Source organism: Streptomyces cynarae, assembly GCF_025642135.1.
Taxonomy (GTDB): Bacteria; Actinomycetota; Actinomycetes; order Streptomycetales; family Streptomycetaceae; genus Streptomyces; species Streptomyces cynarae.
Map to the genome: position 1 here is coordinate 1,212,872 of NZ_CP106793.1, position 16,096 is coordinate 1,228,967.

Below are 16,096 nucleotides of genomic sequence, written 5' to 3' on the forward strand. Positions count from 1 at the left end.
GCGCTCGGCCGCCGGGTACCCGGCGAACCCGACGCCTCACCCGGTCGTTTCGGGCGCTGCGGCGCACGAGGCGTTCCGCAGAGAGGCGGCACCCGTCACCGCGGCCCGTTTCCGCCCGCCGTACCTGGGGACTCGGTCAGCAAGCGCCGTGAGGCCCAGGTGAGATGAGGCCCGGCGCTCGAGGATGCAGAAGGAAGATGAACTGTCGTGACCGCACAGCCGAGTGAGAAGCCCGTCGTCCGCCCGCCCGAGACCGGTTGGGCGCAGGCACGCCGCCTGCGCGACAACCGCCTGCGCACCTGTGTGCCGGCTGTCGACGACGGGAAGAGGCCCTGGCCGCGCCGCGACCCCGAGGGAAACATCGTCCGGGGCGAGGACTGAGGGCCGAAGCACAACCGGGGCATTCGGCTGCCGCGTACACGCTTCACCGACGAGGGCGTGGGTACCCAGGCGGGGCAAGCGAACGCGAGCGCGCGGCGCTTCCTCCATGGGCACGGGAGGGCGTCCCCCTCCGCGGCCCGTTTCGCCGCGTGGACGACACGCCCGGAAGGCGGCAACCACATGAGCGAGAACCCGGTCAAAGGCATCAAGGACAAGGTGGTCGACACGCTGCGGGGCGACGGGCAGGCGGACGGCGGTATCCCCGGTAGGCCCGGTGCCGAGTCGCCCGAGGTGGCGGAGCCCACCGAGCCCAGGCCGCCGCTGCCGCCCAAGCCCGACCAGGAGGCCCCGGCCGCGGTCAGCCCGACCGGCCGCCCCACGGAGGCGGACCCGACGGCGCGGGCCCAGGGCGGCCCCTACCTCACCACTGCGCAGGGCAACCGTCTGTACGACACGGACCACTCCCTGAAGGCCGGTGAGCGCGGGCCCGTCCTGCTCCAGGATCACCATCTGCGCGAGAAGATCACGCACTTCGACCACGAGCGCATCCCCGAGCGGGTCGTCCACGCCCGCGGCGCCGCGGCCCACGGCGTGTTCCAGAGCTACGGCACCGCCGCGAACGTCACCAAGGCGGCCTTCCTCCAGCGGGACGCCGAGACACCGGTGTTCGTACGGTTCTCCACGGTGCTCGGCTCACGGGGGTCGGCCGACACGGTGCGCGACACCCGGGGCTTCGCGACCAAGTTCTACACCGGCGAAGGTGTCTTCGACCTGGTCGGCAACAACATTCCGGTGTTCTTCATCCAGGACGCGATCAAGTTCCCGGACGTCGTCCACGCCGCGAAGCCGCACCCCGACCGGGAGATCCCGCAGGCACAGAGTGCGCACGACACGTTCTGGGACTTCGTCACCCTGCACACCGAGGCCACGTTCCACACGATGTGGAACATGTCCGACCGGGGCATTCCGCGCTCGTTCCGCATGATGGAGGGCTTCGGCGTCCACACCTTCCGGCTGGTCGACGCCGAGGGCGCCACCACACTGGCGAAGTTCCACTGGAAGCCGAAGCTCGGCGTGCACTCCCTGGTGTGGGAGGAGGCCCAGCTCATCGGCGGCACGGACCCTGACTTCCACCGGCGCGACCTGGCCGACGCGATCGAGGCGGGCGCGTATCCGCAGTGGGAGCTGGGCATTCAGACCTTCCCGGACACTCCCGAACAGACCTTCCAGGGCATCGATCTGCTGGACCCGACGAACATCGTCCCCGAGGAACTGGCACCGGTGCAGCCGGTCGGTCAGCTCACACTGAACGCCAACCCGTCGAACTTCTTCGCCGAGACGGAGCAGGTCGCCTTCCACCCCGGCCATCTCGTGCCCGGCATCGACATCACCGACGACCCGCTGCTGGCCGGCCGCCTCTTCTCCTACCTGGACACCCAGATCACCCGCCTGGGCGGACCCAACTTCGCGCAGATCCCGGTGAACCGCCCGCACGCCCCGGTGAACGACATGCTGCGCGACGGCATGCACCAGACCGCCGTGCACACCGGGGTGGCCCCCTATCGGCCCAACTCCCTCGACGGCGGCTGCCCGTTCGTTGCCGGCACGGGCGGCTCGGCGGGCACGGGCGACCACGCGTACGTCGAGGCTCCGGTGCGGATCCCCGAGGCGACGAAGTCCCGCACGGCGCCGACGTCCTTCGCGGACCACTTCACCCAGCCGAGGATGTTCTGGCTGAGCCTGAGCCCGGTGGAACGGGAGCACCTGGTCGCCGCCTACACCTTCGAACTCGGCAAATGCTACGAACAGGCCGTCAAGGAACGAGGGCTGCGGGTGCTCGCCAACATCGACCCCGAGCTGTGCGCACAGGTCGCCGCCGGCCTCGGCCTGCCCGCGCCCGAGGCCACCGTGCCGATCGTCGCGGTCGACCCCAGCCCCGCCCTGTCGCAGGTGGGCGAGACGTGGCCGCTGGACGGGCGCGTCATCGGTGTCGTCACCGACGGCAGCACCGACCTGGACGGTCTGCGCACGGTGCGGGACGCCGTGTTCTCCGCGGGCATGGTGCCGCTGGTCATCGCTCCCACCGGCGGGAAGCTCGACCCGGACGGCGAGCCCGTCACAGTCCAGCGCAGCTTCGCCACCGCCCGGTCCGTCGAGTACGACGCAGTGCTGGTGGCCGGCGCTCCGGCGCCCGCCCCGGACGCGTACGGCGCACGCGACGCGAAGGCAGGGGAGCCCGGAGCCGACGGCAGCGTCGATCCCCGGGTGCTGCTGATGCTGGCGGAGGCCTTCCGGCACGGCAAGGCGATCGGTGGCTGGGCCGGCGCCGAAGCCGCGCTCCAGGCGGCCGGTGTGCCCACGAACGCTCCCGGAGTGGTGACCGCCCAGACCGGTTCCGACGCGCTCCAGCAGATCACCGGGCGGCTGACGAAGCACCGCGTATGGGAGCGGTTCGCCTCCCGCGTGTGACCGCCGCGGGCCCCCAGGTCGGTGTGTCGAACCGGGTGCCCCGGGGACTCGGACCGGGAGCCCGGTACTCGGAAGACCGGTGCGATCCCGCCATGCGGTAGGACCGGAGGAGCAGAACATGCGAGCACTGACCTGGCAGGGCCGACGCGACGTCCGCGTGGAGACCGTCCCGGACCCCCGGATCGAGAAGCCCGACGACATCATCGTCAGGGTCACGTCCAGCGGAATCTGCGGTTCCGACCTCCACCTGTACGAGCTGTTCGGTCCCTACATCGACCAGGGCGACGTCCTGGGCCACGAGCCCATGGGCATCGTCGAGGAGGTCGGGCCGCAGGTTCGCACGCTCAAGCCCGGCGACCGGGTGGTCATCCCGTTCAACGTCTCATGCCGTGACTGTTTCATGTGCAACCAGGGCCTGCACTCGCAATGCGAGACGACCCAGGTCCGCGAGCGCGGCACCGGCGCCGCCCTGTTCGGGTACACCAAGCTGTACGGACAGGTGCCGGGTGGGCAGGCGGAGCTGATGCGGGTGCCGTTCGGCGACAGGCTGCCCATCAAGGTGCCCGAGGGGCCGCCGGACGACCGCTATGTGTACCTTTCCGACGTGCTGCCGACCGCCTGGCAGGCGGTGGAGTACGCGGCGGTGCCGGAGGGCGGCAGCGTGGCCGTCCTCGGCCTCGGGCCCATCGGCGACATGTGCACCAGGATCGCCCGGCACCGAGGCGCCGGCCTGGTCATCGGCGTGGATCTGGTGGACGAGCGGCTGGAGCGCGCCGCGGCGCACGGAGTCACCTGCTTCGACCTCCGCCGGCACAGCGGAAAGGACCTGACCGAGGCCGTGCGGGAGCTGACCGACGGGCGGGGGCCGGACTCCGTGATCGACGCCGTCGGCATGGAGGCGCACGGCGCGCCGTTCGCCAAGGCCGCGCAGTGGCTGACCGGTCATCTGCCCGACGCGGTGGCGCAACCACTGATGGAGCACGCCGGAGTGGACCGGCTGGGGGCCCTGCACACGGCCATCGACCTGGTACGCCGCGGCGGCACCCTGTCGATCTCAGGGGTGTACGGCGGGGCCACGAGCCCCATGCCCCTGCTGACCATGTTCGACAAGCAGGTCCAGGTGCGCATGGGCCAGGCGAACGTCTGGAAGTGGGTGGAGGACATCCTGCCCCTGCTCACGGACGAGGACCCCCTCGGCGTGGACGGCTTCAAGACGCACGCCATGCCGCTCGAGGACGCCCCCAAGGCGTACGCGATGTTCCAGGCCAAGGAAGACGGCATGATCAAGACCCTGCTCAAGCCGTGACCGCCCCGAGGACCGAACCCGAGGTGACGTACCCATGCCGACGACGGAACTGTCGACCGACGACCTGCGTGACATCGCCGAGCGGCTGACCGCCGAGGCGGACGCGCTGCGCGTGGAACTCGCGGCGGCCGAGGCCCAGATGTCCGCCCTGTCCGCGGACTGCGATCTGGACGCGGGCGACGCGAGCGCGAAGACGGCCGCCCTCGAAAGCCTGCGCACGGACACCGAGCGGGCCCGGACGCTGCTGGACCGGATCCTCACCACCCTGTCCCGGGTGGGGGCGCCCGGCTTCGGCCGGTGCACGGTCTGCGGCGGCGAGATCGGCCGCGACCGACTGCTGGCGGTGCCGCACACGGACCTCTGCATCGACTGCGCACGGACGGGGACGGACGCCGGCATGTGAAGCCGGCGTCCGTCCCCGTCCCGTCCGTCCACGTCCGTCCCCGTCCGGCGCCCGAACCGAAGCCGGCGTCCGCCCGATACCCGTGGGCGTCGTCAGACGTCCCGCTGCTCCAGCGGCCGTACGGCCGGGCCCTGCATCACACGTCCGTCGATGTCGAAGCGGGAACCGTGGCAGGGGCACTCCCACGCCTGCTCGGCGCGGTTGAAGGCGACGAGGCAGCCCAGGTGGGTGCAGCGCGCCGACACGGCGTGCAGCTGCCCCGAGTCGTCCCGGGACACGGCGCACACATGGCCGCCGACGCGCAGCACCGCGCCGTCTCCCGGGGCGACGTCGTCGAGCGAGCCGCCGCCGATGAACGGCGCCACACGGTCACCCACGAAGTGCTGGGCGACCTTCGCCTGGTACTTGAGGAAGGCGGGCGCCTCCCTCAGGACCGTGCCGACCCTGCGCGGGTCGTACAACTGTGCCCACGGCGGCTCGCGCCCGTCGATCAGCGCGGACAGCAGGAGCCCCGCCATGACACCGCTGCTGAGCCCCCAGCCGCCGAAGCCCGTGGCGACGTAGGTGTGACGGCTCGCCGGGTGCAGGAGCCCGACGAGCGGCACCGTGTCCGAGGAGTCGTTGTCCTGAGTGGCCCAGCGGTGCCTGAACTCAAGGGGCCCGAAGTGCTCGGTGGCCCAGTCGGCCAGTCGGGCGAGGTGTTCCCCCGTGTCGGAGGTGCCCGGAGTGAAGTGCTCGCCGGTGACGATCAGCAGACGTGTACCGTCCTGGTACGGGGTGGTGCGGATCGACCGCGTGTTCTCCTCGGGGGTGATGTACATGCCCTGCGGCGCGCGTCCGGCGTCGATCGGCGCTGTCAGTACGACCTCGCGGCGCGGCGAGAGCCGGGCGAAGAGCATCGCGCGGTCGAAGATCGGGTAATGGGTGGCCACCACGACGTGCCGTGCGGTGACCGTGTGCCCGGCCTCGGTGGTCAGACGGCAGGGCTCGCCCTCGTGGAGTCCGACCACGCGGGTGTGCTCGTACAGCTGCCCGCCACCGCGCGCCAGCGCCTCGGCGAGCGCGAGGAGGTACTTGCGCGGGTGAAACTGCACCTGGTCGGCCACCCTGACCGCGCCCGCCACGGGAAAGGGCAGATCCGTGTCGGTGACGAACTCGGCGGGCAGCCCCGCCTCCCGCGCGGCCTCCGCCTCGGCGCGCACCTCGGACACACGGTCGTGGTCCGTCGCGTAGGTGAACGCCGGTGCGGTCTCCCAGTCGCAGTCGATGCCGAGTTCGTCCACCAGCTCGGCGGCGCGGCCGATCGCCTCCAGCTGGGAACGGCCGTACAGCCGCGCGCCGTCCGCGCCCCGGGTGCGGCGCAGTCGCTGGTAGACGAGGGAGTGCAGCGCGGAGAGCTTGGCGGTCGTGTACCCGGTGACGCCCTCGGCGAGGCGTCCGGCCTCCAGCACGGCGACGCTGCGGCCGTCGCGCGCCACCTCCCAGGCGGTGCTCAGGCCCGCGACCCCTCCCCCGACGACGGCCACGTCCACGGTGATGTCCTCGGTGAGGGCCGGCCGGGGAACTCCGGGTGCCGTTTCGATCCAGTACGACGTCTGCGTGCCGGTGTGGTCACTCATGGCGCACCGAGTTCCCCGGGGCGGGCCGTCGAAGCCGCCGGTCAGGGCAGTGGCGTGCCGCCGGTGGCGTTGACGATCTCGGCGGTGATGTAGCTCGCGTACTGCGAGGCGAGGAAGACGTACGCGGGAGCGATCTCGGCGGGTTGGGCGGGCCTGCCCAGGGGTGCCTGCTTGCCGAAGTCGGTGGTGTCCGGGAGCGTGGCCGGGATCAGCGGGGTCCACACGGGCCCCGGGGCCACCGCGTTCACCCGGATGCCGTCGGAGGCGACCATCTGCGCCAGACCCTGCGTGAAGGTGACGATGGCGCCCTTGGTCGTGGCGTAGTCGAGCAGGTGCGGACTGGGCTTGTACGCCTGGACGGACGTCGTGTTGATGATCGATCCGCCGGGCGGGATGTGCGGCAGAGCCTTCTTGCAGAGCCAGAACATCCCGTACAGGTTCGTCCGCATCACCCGGTCGAACTGCTCCGTGGTGATGGCCTGGATGCCGTCGGACTGGGCCATCTGGTACGCCGCGTTGTTGACCAGGACATCGATGCGCCCGAACTCGGAGAGCGCCCGTTCGATCAGCCGGTCGCACTGCTCCTCGTCACGGATGTCGCAGGACACCGGGACCGCCTTGCGGCCCGCGTCCTCGACCAGACGCGCCGTCTCACGGGCCTCGCCGCTCTCCTGCTCCAGATGGGTGAACAGGACGTCCGCGCCCTCCCGCGCGTAGGCGAGTGCGACGGCGCGTCCGATCCCGGAGTCGCCGCCGGTGATGACGGCCTTCCGGTCCGTGAGGAGGCCGCTGCCGCGGTACGACTCCTCCCCGTGGTCCGGCGGCGGGTCCATGGGGCCGGTCCAGCCCGGGTGCGGCTGGTCCTGCTGCGGGAACTCCGGCTGGGGATGCTGCTGTCCGGGGTGCTGAGGTGCGTTCTCGTTCACGGTGCGCCGAGTCCCCCCGCCGGACGGGATCGACACATGCACGGACGCGTCGAAACAGACACATCGAACACATCATTCACGCACGTACGTTCGATTGGGAGGTCCCCTACAGCGCCCGGTACATGACGTGCAGGCCCACCCTCCCGAACCGGGGATGGTCGTACGCGTCCGGAACGGTGCCCACGATCGCGAAACCGAGTGACGTCCACAGCGCCACCGCGGGGTTGGTCTCGACGACCGCGTTGAAGACCATGCCCCGGTAGCCCTGGGCCTTGGCCGCGGCCAGAATGTACTCGGCGAGAGCGCGGCCGATGCCCTGTCCCGCGTGGTCGGGGTCCACCATGAAACCGGCGTTGGCGATACCGGCCGCGGGGCCACCGTAGTTGGGCGTCACGTAGGCCGAGCCGACGACCGCTCCGGTGTCGTCCTCGGCGACGTACACGCGTTTGGCCGGCGCCATCCACAGGGCGCGGGCCGCATCCTCAGAGGTGTCCGGGTCCCAGGTGTAGGTCTCCCCGGCGGCGACGATCCGGTGCCAGAACGGCCAGATGCGCGGCCAGTCGCCGGCCGCGGCTGCTCTGATCAGCATGGGCGTGAGTCTGGCACGCCCATGCCGTCAGCGATCACGACGGGGCCGACAGTCAGTCCACACTCGGCAGGATGTGCGGCTCGGCGAGGTCGTCCTCGTAGCCGGCCAGCCGGATGGGGGCGGAACGGGCCCACACGTCCAGGCTGCCGAGCTTCTTCTCGGTACGACGGCCCCCGCGCTCCATGCGTTCCTTGGGGCGCTGTTCGTGATGCGTCGTCTTCTCCGGTGTCACCGCGCACTCCTTATGTGTCGGGTAACCCTCAGGACGTTCCGGTCCAGTGCGCCGCTGTGCCCTCGACGTCCGGTCGGGTATGGGTAGAAAGGTCGGACGCGGTGGCGCCGGCAACTCGTGCGAGAGCAGGCCGTGGTGACCGGCCTGTTCCGGGACGGACCGTGGGTGTGGGTAGGACCCCAATGGCTGTCCGTACACCTCAGGTTAACCAAATGAGCGGGCTCCCGCTCGATGGGGCTGAAACAAGCGTGTAACTGTCTTGAGTCGTACGGCATCCAACGGTCGCGCTTTCCGCCGTTTTGGCGGCGTTCGACATGGTTCGCGGCCACCCGTTCGGTCCCCTCCTCGAACTGCTCACCGGTACGGCAGGTGTACGGACCGGCGCGCACGGTGCTCGATTCAGGTCCCGTTGGCCGATACACAAGCTCAGCCTGACCTGCTACGGGCACCACGCCCTGCGCTCGGGCGATCACGGCCGACCGGGCGCGGGGCCGTCAGGCGGCCTGCGCACCGGGCGCGTAGAAGTGGGCGCGGACACGGCGCAGCCACGCCTCGACGGCCGTCTCGTCGGGCCGTTCCGGCAGCGCGGCGCGTGCCTCGCCGAAGGCGTTCTCGTAGAACCGGAGCAGGGGCAGCGCGGCCGTCGGGTCGGTGGCGACGCGCTCGCCGAACTCGTGGTACTCCTGCGGGTTCTCCACGCGGAGGGTCAGGCGCCCGGTGGTGTACAGCTCCAGGCCCTGGTGGCAGAGCCGCTTGAGGTGGCGGGCGTGTTTGGCGGTGCGTCTGCGCGTGTCGGCGGAGAAGGAGCCGTCCCCTCGGGACTCCAGGCGGCGGAACTGCTGGGTGGCGTAGCCGAGATAGGCGTCACGGACACGCTTGGCGCACAAGAAGGAGGTCCGGATGCCGATCAGCTCGTCGCCGAGCGCGGTGCGCACCTCGTACAACTCGTCCGGGAGCCAGACCAGTTCCGTCGCGGTCGGGTTGCCGCCGAGCGCGAGCCGGCACCACTTCGCGGCCTCGTGCAGGGTGCGGTCCGGAGCGGTGGAGACGTGGGACTCCTTGGGCGGGTGCAGTCCGTGCAGCCGCTCCGTGGCCGCCGCGAACAGGCCGAGCCGGTCCACGTCGGATCCCTCGTGGGCGAGCCCGTACGCCGTCGAGCCGACGATGCCGGACAGCAGGACGTTCGGAACGGTCATGGTCGCCGCCTTCCTCGGTTCTCACGCTGCGCCGGGACGGCCGCGGTCAGTGGGGACTTGAGGTCATGGCGGGACGTTAACCGCCGGGGCGGCACCACGGCGAAGGGTTTTCGCACGTACGCCCCGGGGCCTCAGCCTCCGGGGCGTACGCCGTATGGGACCGGCAGTCGCTCAGGGAAACAGCGCGATCCCGAACAGGATCAGCAGGATGATGCCGACGATCATCATGGCGGTGGCCCAGGAGCTGCGGTGCTTCACCGGCTCGGTGGGGCCGCCGCCGCGCGGCCGGTCCTCCGGCAGGATGCAGTCCGCCGGACGATCGGACATGTAGAACTGTTCGTCGCTCGGGTAGACGTTGCGGGGATCACCGGCGGCGCGGGGATCGATCTCATGTGGAGTGGACATGGGACCTCCTTGCGCGGTGCTCGTCGAGGACGAGTTCCCGGCCTGCGCCGGATGACGCGTCAAGGGCGCCGCCTCACCGCCTTCGGGCCGCTTCCGGGCTCACCACTTGCCCGGCGCGTAGTCCTTCAGGAAGACGCCGTACAGGTCCTCGCCCTGTTCGCCGCGCACAATCGGATCGTATACCCGCGCCGCGCCGTCGACGAGGTCGAGCGGCGCGTGGAAGCCCTCGTCCGCCAGGCGCACCTTGTCCGGGTGCGGGCGCTCGTCGGTGATCCACCCGGTGTCGACGGCGGTCATCAGGATGCGGTCCTTCTCGAACATCTCCTGGGCGCTGGTGCGGGTGAGCATGTTCAGGGCGGCCTTGGCCATGTTGGTGTGCGGGTGGCCGGCGCCCTTGTAGCCGCGGCTGAAGACGCCCTCCATGGCGGAGACGTTCACGATGTAGGTCCGGCGGGCCTGCGACGCCGCCATCGCCGGGCGCAGGCGGCTGATCAGGATGAAGGGCGCCGTCGAGTTGCACAGCTGGACCTCGAGCAGCTCGATGGGCGTGACCTCCTCGACCGTCTGCACCCAGCTGTTGGTGTCGTGCAGGTCGGGGACGAGGCCGCCCGCGTCGATGGCCGTACCGGCGGCGATGCGCTCCAGGGACGCGGAGCCGGAGACCAGCGCGAGGTCGGTGACGTCCTGCGCGGTCAGCGCGCCGCCGCCGACCACGGGCAGCGCGGCCACGGCCCCGGAGCCGAACGTGCCGATGACCTCGGCGGCCGGCAGCTCGCCCGCCGGGAGCGGGGCGGACTCGGCTGCCACCAGTTCGCTGTAGGCCTGCGGGGAGCGGCGCACGGTCTGCGCCGCGTTGTTGATCAGGATGTCCAGCGGCCCCTCGGCGGCGACCGAGTCGGCGAGCGCCACCACCTGGGCCGGGTCGCGCAGGTCGATGCCGACGATCTTCAGCCGGTGGATCCACTCGTCGCTGTCGGGCTGGGCCTTGAAGCGGCGGATCGCGTCGTTCGGGAAGCGCGTGGTGATCGTGGTGTGGGCGCCGTCGCGCAGCAGGCGCAGCGCGATGTACATGCCGATCTTGGCGCGGCCACCGGTGAGCAGGGCGCGCTTGCCGGTGAGGTCGGCCCGGGCGTCGCGGCGGGTCCGGTTCTCGGCGGCGCACTCCTGGCAGAGCTGGTGGTAGAAGTAGTCGACCTCGACGTAGCGGGTCTTGCAGACGTAGCAGGAACGGGGGCGCTGGAGTATCCCCGCGATCCGGCCGGCCTCGGTGGCCGAGGACGGCAGGATGCCCTCGGTCTCGTCGTCGATGCGCTGCGCGGAGCCTGTGGCGGTGGCCTCGGTGACCGCCTTGTCGTGGGCGGTCTTGGCGGCACGGCGCTCCTGGCGGCGGCGCTGCTTGACCGTGCGGTAGATGTGCGAGGTGGCGCGGCGCACCTTGATCGCGTCGGGGTGGTCGACGTCGAGCTTGTCCAACTCCTCGAGCACGCTGAGGCAGACGGCGAGCCGCTCCGGGTCGATGCCGGGCCCGTACGCCACCTCGTCCATGGCCGCCGGGCCGTCCTGTGTCACCGTCATCGCGCTGCCGTTCCTCGCTCTCCCGCGCAGCGCTCCGACCGCGCTCGCTTTCAAAGGGGGAATTTTACGGAGCGGCGGGGCGGGTCACCAAACTCGCGATGATCCCTTCAGCACTTCCGGGAGTGCCCCTGCCCGAAGAGCTCGGGGAATTTCGAGGACGAGGCCGTGGGCCGACCGCGGGGGCCGGGGGCGCAGCCCCCGGGGACGGGACCGGTGGCGGGGGCGGCGGAGGCAGGGAGAACCCCGCCGACGAGCGGCCCGCCCACCACCGCGGACGCGTGCCCCGGCACCACTTCGGATGCCGGGACCGACGCGTCCGTCCCCGTTCAGATGCGGCAGGCCGCCAGCAGTGTCTCGACCTCGTCCGGGACCGCCCGGGCCAGACGCTCCAGGTCCGGTACCGCCCGGCCGTCCGCGACGAGCCCGTAGTGGACGCGGCCGCGGTACGTGGAGATCGCCACCGCAAGGGACTGGCCGCGGGCCAGGGGGGCGAGCGGGTAGACCTCGGCGAGCGGGTTGCCGCCGAGCCTCAGGCCGAGGCTCGGCAGCGGCACGCTGGTGACCAGGATGTCGAACCAGAGCCGCGCGGCCTGGCTGACCAGCGGTCCGCCCAGCCGGTGCCCCAGCGCCGGCACATGGTCGGCGAGCAGCGCGACGGCGCCCGCACCCCGGTTGGGCCCGGCGTCCTTGTTGCGATCCATGGCCGTACGGACCGTCCGCAGCCGCTCCAGCGGGTCCGGATCACCGACCGGAAGCCGTATCAGGTAGCCGGAGAGCCGGTTGCCCTGTGGGTGCGCGGTGCGCGGCCGGCGCTTGGACACCGGGATGAGCGCCCGCGGCTCGACACCCGCGCTGCCGTCGCCGCGCTCGTCCAGCCAGCGCCGCAGGGCGCCTGCGACGACCGCGATCAGCACGTCGTTCACGGTGCCGCCCGCCGACTTGCGCACCCGGTGCACATCGTCGAGGTCGATGGCGACACCGGCCGTACGGCGGGTGCCGCTGGGCTCGGAGGTGAGCGCGGAGGAGGAGCGCATGCCGAGGGTGGACAGGGCGACGGAGGCGCCGATGTCGAGGGCACGCCCCACGTCGGTGAGCGTGCCGCGCAGCAGTCCCGGGAGCCTGCGCACGTCCGGCAGGAGGCCCCGGGCGGGCTCCGGCCGGCGCGGCCGGGGCTCGGGCATGTCCATCGGGTCCATGACGGCGGCCGCGAGGGTCAGCGCGCGCAGCCCGTCGGCGAGCGCGTGGTGGAACTTGAACAGCACGGCGAAGGAGGTGCCGTCCTCCCCCGGCAGCACATGCGCCTCCCACGGCGGACGGCCGCGCACCAGCGCGCGCTCCATGAGCCGCCCGGCCTCGGCGTGGAAGTCGGCGGTCGGCGCGTGCAGCCGCACATGGCGCAGGGGGTCGAAGTCGGGGTCGGGTTCCCGGGTCGCGCCGCCCAGGGCGAGCGGAAGGCGCGCGGCGGCGAGGTCGCGCGGAAGGCGGACGTCCGGCAGCCAGACGTCGCGGATCCGCATGCGCAGTCCCGGGACCGCGGCGGCGCGGGCCGCCAGCAGATCCGCGGCATGGGCGCCCGCGGTCGGCGAGTGGCAGGAGAACACGCCGAGGGCACCGAGGTGCATGGGGTGCCGGGCGGACTCGATGTTCCAGAACGCCAGGTCGAGTGGTGCGAGCAGGTCAGAAGTCAATGGCTTGCCTCGCGTCGACGATGAGGGAAGCACGAGTCAACCTCCGACAGACGATTACGGTCAAGTACGATCAGGCTACGTACAGTTAACAGCGGATTAAGTCCCGCCTCGCCGAGAGAGGCGGGACTCATGTGACGGACGAGGTCATTTCAGCGGGGGCGGCGCGGCCTGCGGTGCCGTACCCCACCCGGACGGCCGCGCGCCGACCGTGAACTCCAGCGTGCCCAGTCGGCGCAAAGCGTCCGTCGTGACGTACGTGCGTTCGTACGCCGTTCCGTCGATGTGCACCTTCTGGACGTACCGGTCGCTCTGTGACGTGCCGGGGGCGGTGATGGTCAGCTTGCCGCGCGGGTAGTACGCCCGGTCGAGCACCAGGTCGACGCGGTCGAAGACCGGGGTGGTAAGACCCCAGGTGGGATAGCCGGGCTGCACGGGGAAGAGGCCGATGGACGACAGCACGTTCCAGGCGGACATGGTGCCGAGGTCGTCGTTGCCGGTCATCCCGGTCGGGCCGTTGGTGAAGAGGGTCAGCGCCGCGTGCACCACGTCCGTGGTCTTCCACGGCTCACCGGTCGACAGATACGTGTAGGGGGCGATCAGGTCCGGCTCGTTCTGCGGGTTGTACGTGGCCGCGTCGTAGTAGGCGTACGCCCCGTGCACCCACACCTCACGTGCGGTCTTCTCCGGGTTCTTGAGCAGCTCGTCGTAGGCGAAGAAGGCGTCGAGCCGGTCATTGGCCGCCTGCCGGCCGCCGATGAGGCCGACCATGCCGGGCAGGTCCTGCGGCACGAGCCACTGGTACTGCCAGGCGGTGCCCTCGTGGAAGCCCTTGCTCCTGGCCGGATCGGCCGGTCCTGCGAAGGCGCCGGACGCGTCGCGGGCGCGGAAGAAGCCGGTCGAGGGGTCGAAGAGGGTGCGGTAGTTCCGCGACCGGGCGGCGTACCGGGTGGCGTCCGAGGGGTGTCCGAGGTCGCGTGCCATCTGGGCGAGCATGGCGTCGGCGAGCGCGTACTCCAGCGTCGCCGACCCGCCGTGGTGGTAGTCGGAGTCGCCGGGCTTGGTGTAGGGGCGGCCCTTGATGTAGGGCGCGAAGCCGTGTGCGATGTACTCGCGGTTCGCCTCACGGCCCGTGTACATGGTGTCCGCGGGCGGCAGGCCGTCGGCGTTCTTCTTCAGCGCCCGGTACGCCCGCTCCTCGTACCCCTTGAGCAGCCCCTGATGATAGGCGTGGGTCAGGTACGGGGTGACGGGGTCGCCGCTCATGATGTTCGTCTCCACCGGGCCGTAGCCCCACTTGGGCAGCCAGCCGCCCTGCTCGTCGACCTTCAGCAGGGAGATCGCCATGTCGCGCGCCTCGCGCGGCGCGAGCAGGGACAGCAGCTGGGACTGGGTGCGGTAGGTGTCCCACAGCGACCAGTTCTGGAAGTACGTGAAGCCCTGCGCGCGGTGGACCTTCTGGTCCCAGCCGGTGTAACGGCCGTCGGCGTCGCTGCCGATGTTCGGCGCGAGGAACGACCGGTACAGCGAGGAGTAGAAGGTGGTGCGCAGGGTGGCGTCACCGCCCTGGACCCGGACGTCGTCGAGACGGTCCTCCCAGGCACGGCGGGCGGCCTCCCGCACGGTGTTGAACGAACGGCCGTACGTGGTAGCGAGGTTGACGTCGGCGCCGTGTGCGTCGACGTACGACAGCGCGGTGGTCGCCTCGACGGTGCGGTCCTTGGTGGTGTCGAACGTGACGTACGCGCCGTTGCGCCCGGGCCCCGCCGACTTCGTCGCCCCCGGGGTGATCGAGTCCTGGTACCAGGTCCCGTGCGCGGTGAACGGCCGGTTGAAGCGGGTGACCGTGTAGACCGTGTACGGCCGGGTGGAGCGGCAGAAGCCACTGCCCGTGATCTCGGTGCGCACGGTGCGGTCGTCGAGGATCTCCACCTTGGAGGACACGTTCTTGTGCAGCGCCTGGCCCGCGTTGAGCAGCACGTTCGCCTTGTCGGTGGCCGGGAAGGCGTAGCGCTGCACGGCGGTGCGCCGGGACGCCGTCAGTTCGGCGTCGATGCCGCTGTCGAGACCGACCCGGTAGTAGCCGGGGCTCGCCTGCTCGTTCGCGTGGCTGAACGTGGCCGCGTACTTGGCGTAGTCCGTCTCGGTCACGTCACCCGTCGTCGGCAGCACCGGCAGGTCTCCTCCGATGGCGCAGCCGACGCCGGAGAGATGCACGAGGGAGAAGCCGCGGATCCGGTTCTGGGTGTGGTCGTAGCCGGTGTTGTGCCCGGTGTCCGGGGAGAACTGCACCATGCCGAAGGGCACGGCGGCGCCGGGGAAGGTGTTGCCCTCGTCCTGCGTGCCGATGAACGGGTTGACCAGACCGGTGAGCCCGCCGTCGCGCGGCTCGGCGGCATGCACGGCCGGTGGGAGGCACAGCGTCGCGGCCACCACCGTGCTCGCGGCGGCGAGGCGCAGGCGCCGGGTGCGTCTCATCTCGGAAGACCTCCGGAGGATCGATGTCGTCGGGCACATGGTGGTGGCGGGGCGTCAGTTTCCCGGGGAACCAGCGGGGTTGTTCCGTGACGCGTCGCGGATCAGCGCCTGGTGCGCGACCCGCAGACGCGCGCGGTCCGGCTCGAGGACCCGGCGGGAGTGGGTGAGCGGACCGCGGACGACATCCACGAGTCGTGGATGAGCCTGAGCCGTCCGCCCGGGCCGATCGGCCGGCCGGCGGGCACGCTGAAGGTGCGGCGGTACCCCATACGGTCCTCGTGCCGCTCGATGCCGGAGAGCTGCGACTTCACGGGATGGGGAACGAGGATGTGCGCGCCGAGGTTCTTCCCGAACGGCGGCCGTTCACCCGCCCGTGCCGCCCGGCGGTGCTACCGGGCCGGGTCGGTGTCGTAGTCGTTCCGGGCCCGTTCGACCTCGTCCAGGTGCTCGGCGGACCATTCCGCGAGGTGCGCGAAGAGCGGCGCGAGACTGCGACCGAGTTCGCTGATCTCGTACTCGACCCGTGGGGGGACCTCCGGGTGGTACGTGCGCACGATCAGCCCGTCGCGCTCCAGTTGCCTCAGCCGCTGGGTCAGCACCTTGGGCGTGATCCTGTCGATGCGCCGCTGGAGTTCGACGAAACGCTGACGGCCGTGGGTGTGGAGGGTCCACAGGATGGGGGTCGTCCAGCGGCTGAACACGATGTCGACGACCGGGGCGACGGGACAGGCGAGTTCGGGGTCGGTCGCGGCCGACGCCGCCCAGGTCGCTTCACCGGCCATGCGCACCCCTTCGGGATAGCCACTTTCCTGTAGGTACCTACTATACCGAC

General features: G+C 71.2%; 14 protein-coding genes and 1 pseudogene. 4 read left to right on the forward strand and 11 right to left on the reverse strand.

Translation table 11 applies throughout. The features are described from left to right. Positions 1–207: 207 nt before the first annotated feature. From N8I84_RS05785 to N8I84_RS05800, 4 genes are all read left to right on the forward strand, one after another. The gene (locus tag N8I84_RS05785) at positions 208–381 is read left to right on the forward strand and encodes a hypothetical protein (RefSeq protein WP_181139301.1); all 174 of its coding nucleotides are present in this window, start codon (positions 208–210) and stop codon (positions 379–381) included. A gap of 180 nt (positions 382–561) precedes the next feature. Beyond that, positions 562–2,850 (forward strand): catalase, encoded by a 2,289-nt coding sequence (locus N8I84_RS05790; protein WP_263228539.1) that lies wholly within the window; start codon positions 562–564, stop codon positions 2,848–2,850. A gap of 118 nt (positions 2,851–2,968) precedes the next feature. Then, positions 2,969–4,156 (forward strand): alcohol dehydrogenase catalytic domain-containing protein, encoded by a 1,188-nt coding sequence (locus N8I84_RS05795; protein ID WP_263228540.1) that lies wholly within the window; start codon positions 2,969–2,971, stop codon positions 4,154–4,156. A gap of 34 nt (positions 4,157–4,190) precedes the next feature. Beyond that, on the forward strand, positions 4,191–4,559 hold the full coding sequence (locus tag N8I84_RS05800) for a TraR/DksA family transcriptional regulator (protein WP_263228541.1): 369 nt from the start codon (positions 4,191–4,193) through the stop codon (positions 4,557–4,559). A gap of 92 nt (positions 4,560–4,651) precedes the next feature. On the opposite strand, the gene N8I84_RS05805 is transcribed toward N8I84_RS05800, so the two are convergent. The 11 genes and pseudogenes from N8I84_RS05805 to N8I84_RS05855 form a co-directional block, all read right to left on the reverse strand. Further along, positions 4,652–6,178, reverse strand: coding sequence for an FAD-dependent oxidoreductase (locus N8I84_RS05805; RefSeq protein WP_263228542.1), 1,527 nt, complete (start codon positions 6,176–6,178; stop codon positions 4,652–4,654). 41 nt (positions 6,179–6,219) lie between these two features. Continuing rightward, positions 6,220–7,104, reverse strand: coding sequence for an SDR family oxidoreductase (locus N8I84_RS05810; RefSeq protein WP_263228543.1), 885 nt, complete (start codon positions 7,102–7,104; stop codon positions 6,220–6,222). A gap of 106 nt (positions 7,105–7,210) precedes the next feature. Then, positions 7,211–7,693 (reverse strand): GNAT family N-acetyltransferase, encoded by a 483-nt coding sequence (locus N8I84_RS05815; protein WP_263228544.1) that lies wholly within the window; start codon positions 7,691–7,693, stop codon positions 7,211–7,213. A 52-nt stretch (positions 7,694–7,745) separates the two neighbouring features. Further along, on the reverse strand, positions 7,746–7,925 hold the full coding sequence (locus tag N8I84_RS05820; RefSeq protein ID WP_263228545.1) for a hypothetical protein: 180 nt from the start codon (positions 7,923–7,925) through the stop codon (positions 7,746–7,748). 494 nt (positions 7,926–8,419) lie between these two features. Then, positions 8,420–9,121: a nucleotidyltransferase domain-containing protein gene (locus N8I84_RS05825; RefSeq protein WP_263228546.1), complete on the reverse strand. Its 702-nt coding sequence runs from the start codon at positions 9,119–9,121 to the stop codon at positions 8,420–8,422. Positions 9,122–9,292: 171 nt separating this feature from the next. Next, complete coding sequence (locus N8I84_RS05830) at positions 9,293–9,526, reverse strand: hypothetical protein (protein ID WP_263228547.1); 234 nt, start codon at positions 9,524–9,526, stop codon at positions 9,293–9,295. A 99-nt stretch (positions 9,527–9,625) separates the two neighbouring features. Continuing rightward, positions 9,626–11,101, reverse strand: coding sequence for an SDR family oxidoreductase (locus N8I84_RS05835; RefSeq protein ID WP_263228548.1), 1,476 nt, complete (start codon positions 11,099–11,101; stop codon positions 9,626–9,628). Between the two features lie 326 nt (positions 11,102–11,427). Further along, positions 11,428–12,789, reverse strand: a complete 1,362-nt coding sequence (locus N8I84_RS05840) for a wax ester/triacylglycerol synthase family O-acyltransferase (protein WP_263228549.1) — start codon at positions 12,787–12,789, stop codon at positions 11,428–11,430. Positions 12,790–12,933: 144 nt separating this feature from the next. Beyond that, positions 12,934–15,264, reverse strand: a complete 2,331-nt coding sequence (locus tag N8I84_RS05845; RefSeq protein ID WP_263228550.1) for a GH92 family glycosyl hydrolase — start codon at positions 15,262–15,264, stop codon at positions 12,934–12,936. Between the two features lie 200 nt (positions 15,265–15,464). Further along, positions 15,465–15,644, reverse strand: a pseudogene (locus N8I84_RS05850) (hypothetical protein); the annotation flags it as partial. A 9-nt stretch (positions 15,645–15,653) separates the two neighbouring features. Next, positions 15,654–16,046 carry a winged helix-turn-helix transcriptional regulator gene (locus N8I84_RS05855; protein ID WP_263228551.1) on the reverse strand — a complete coding sequence of 131 codons (393 nt, stop codon included), beginning with the start codon at positions 16,044–16,046 and terminating at the stop codon, positions 15,654–15,656. Between the last annotated feature and the right edge of the window lie 50 nt (positions 16,047–16,096).

Bases quoted from the DNA above. Each gene is read 5' to 3' on its own strand.
- N8I84_RS05835 (WP_263228548.1), bottom strand. From the start codon at position 11,101: ATGACGGTGACACAGGACGGCCCGGCGGCCATGGACGAGGTGGCGTAC.
- N8I84_RS05815 (WP_263228544.1), bottom strand. From the start codon at position 7,693: ATGCTGATCAGAGCAGCCGCGGCCGGCGACTGGCCGCGCATCTGGCCG.
- N8I84_RS05800 (WP_263228541.1), top strand. From the start codon at position 4,191: ATGCCGACGACGGAACTGTCGACCGACGACCTGCGTGACATCGCCGAG.
- N8I84_RS05845 (WP_263228550.1), bottom strand. From the start codon at position 15,264: ATGAGACGCACCCGGCGCCTGCGCCTCGCCGCCGCGAGCACGGTGGTG.
- N8I84_RS05855 (WP_263228551.1), bottom strand. From the start codon at position 16,046: ATGGCCGGTGAAGCGACCTGGGCGGCGTCGGCCGCGACCGACCCCGAA.
- N8I84_RS05795 (WP_263228540.1), top strand. From the start codon at position 2,969: ATGCGAGCACTGACCTGGCAGGGCCGACGCGACGTCCGCGTGGAGACC.
- N8I84_RS05830 (WP_263228547.1), bottom strand. From the start codon at position 9,526: ATGTCCACTCCACATGAGATCGATCCCCGCGCCGCCGGTGATCCCCGC.
- N8I84_RS05805 (WP_263228542.1), bottom strand. From the start codon at position 6,178: ATGAGTGACCACACCGGCACGCAGACGTCGTACTGGATCGAAACGGCA.
- N8I84_RS05825 (WP_263228546.1), bottom strand. From the start codon at position 9,121: ATGACCGTTCCGAACGTCCTGCTGTCCGGCATCGTCGGCTCGACGGCG.
- N8I84_RS05790 (WP_263228539.1), top strand. From the start codon at position 562: ATGAGCGAGAACCCGGTCAAAGGCATCAAGGACAAGGTGGTCGACACG.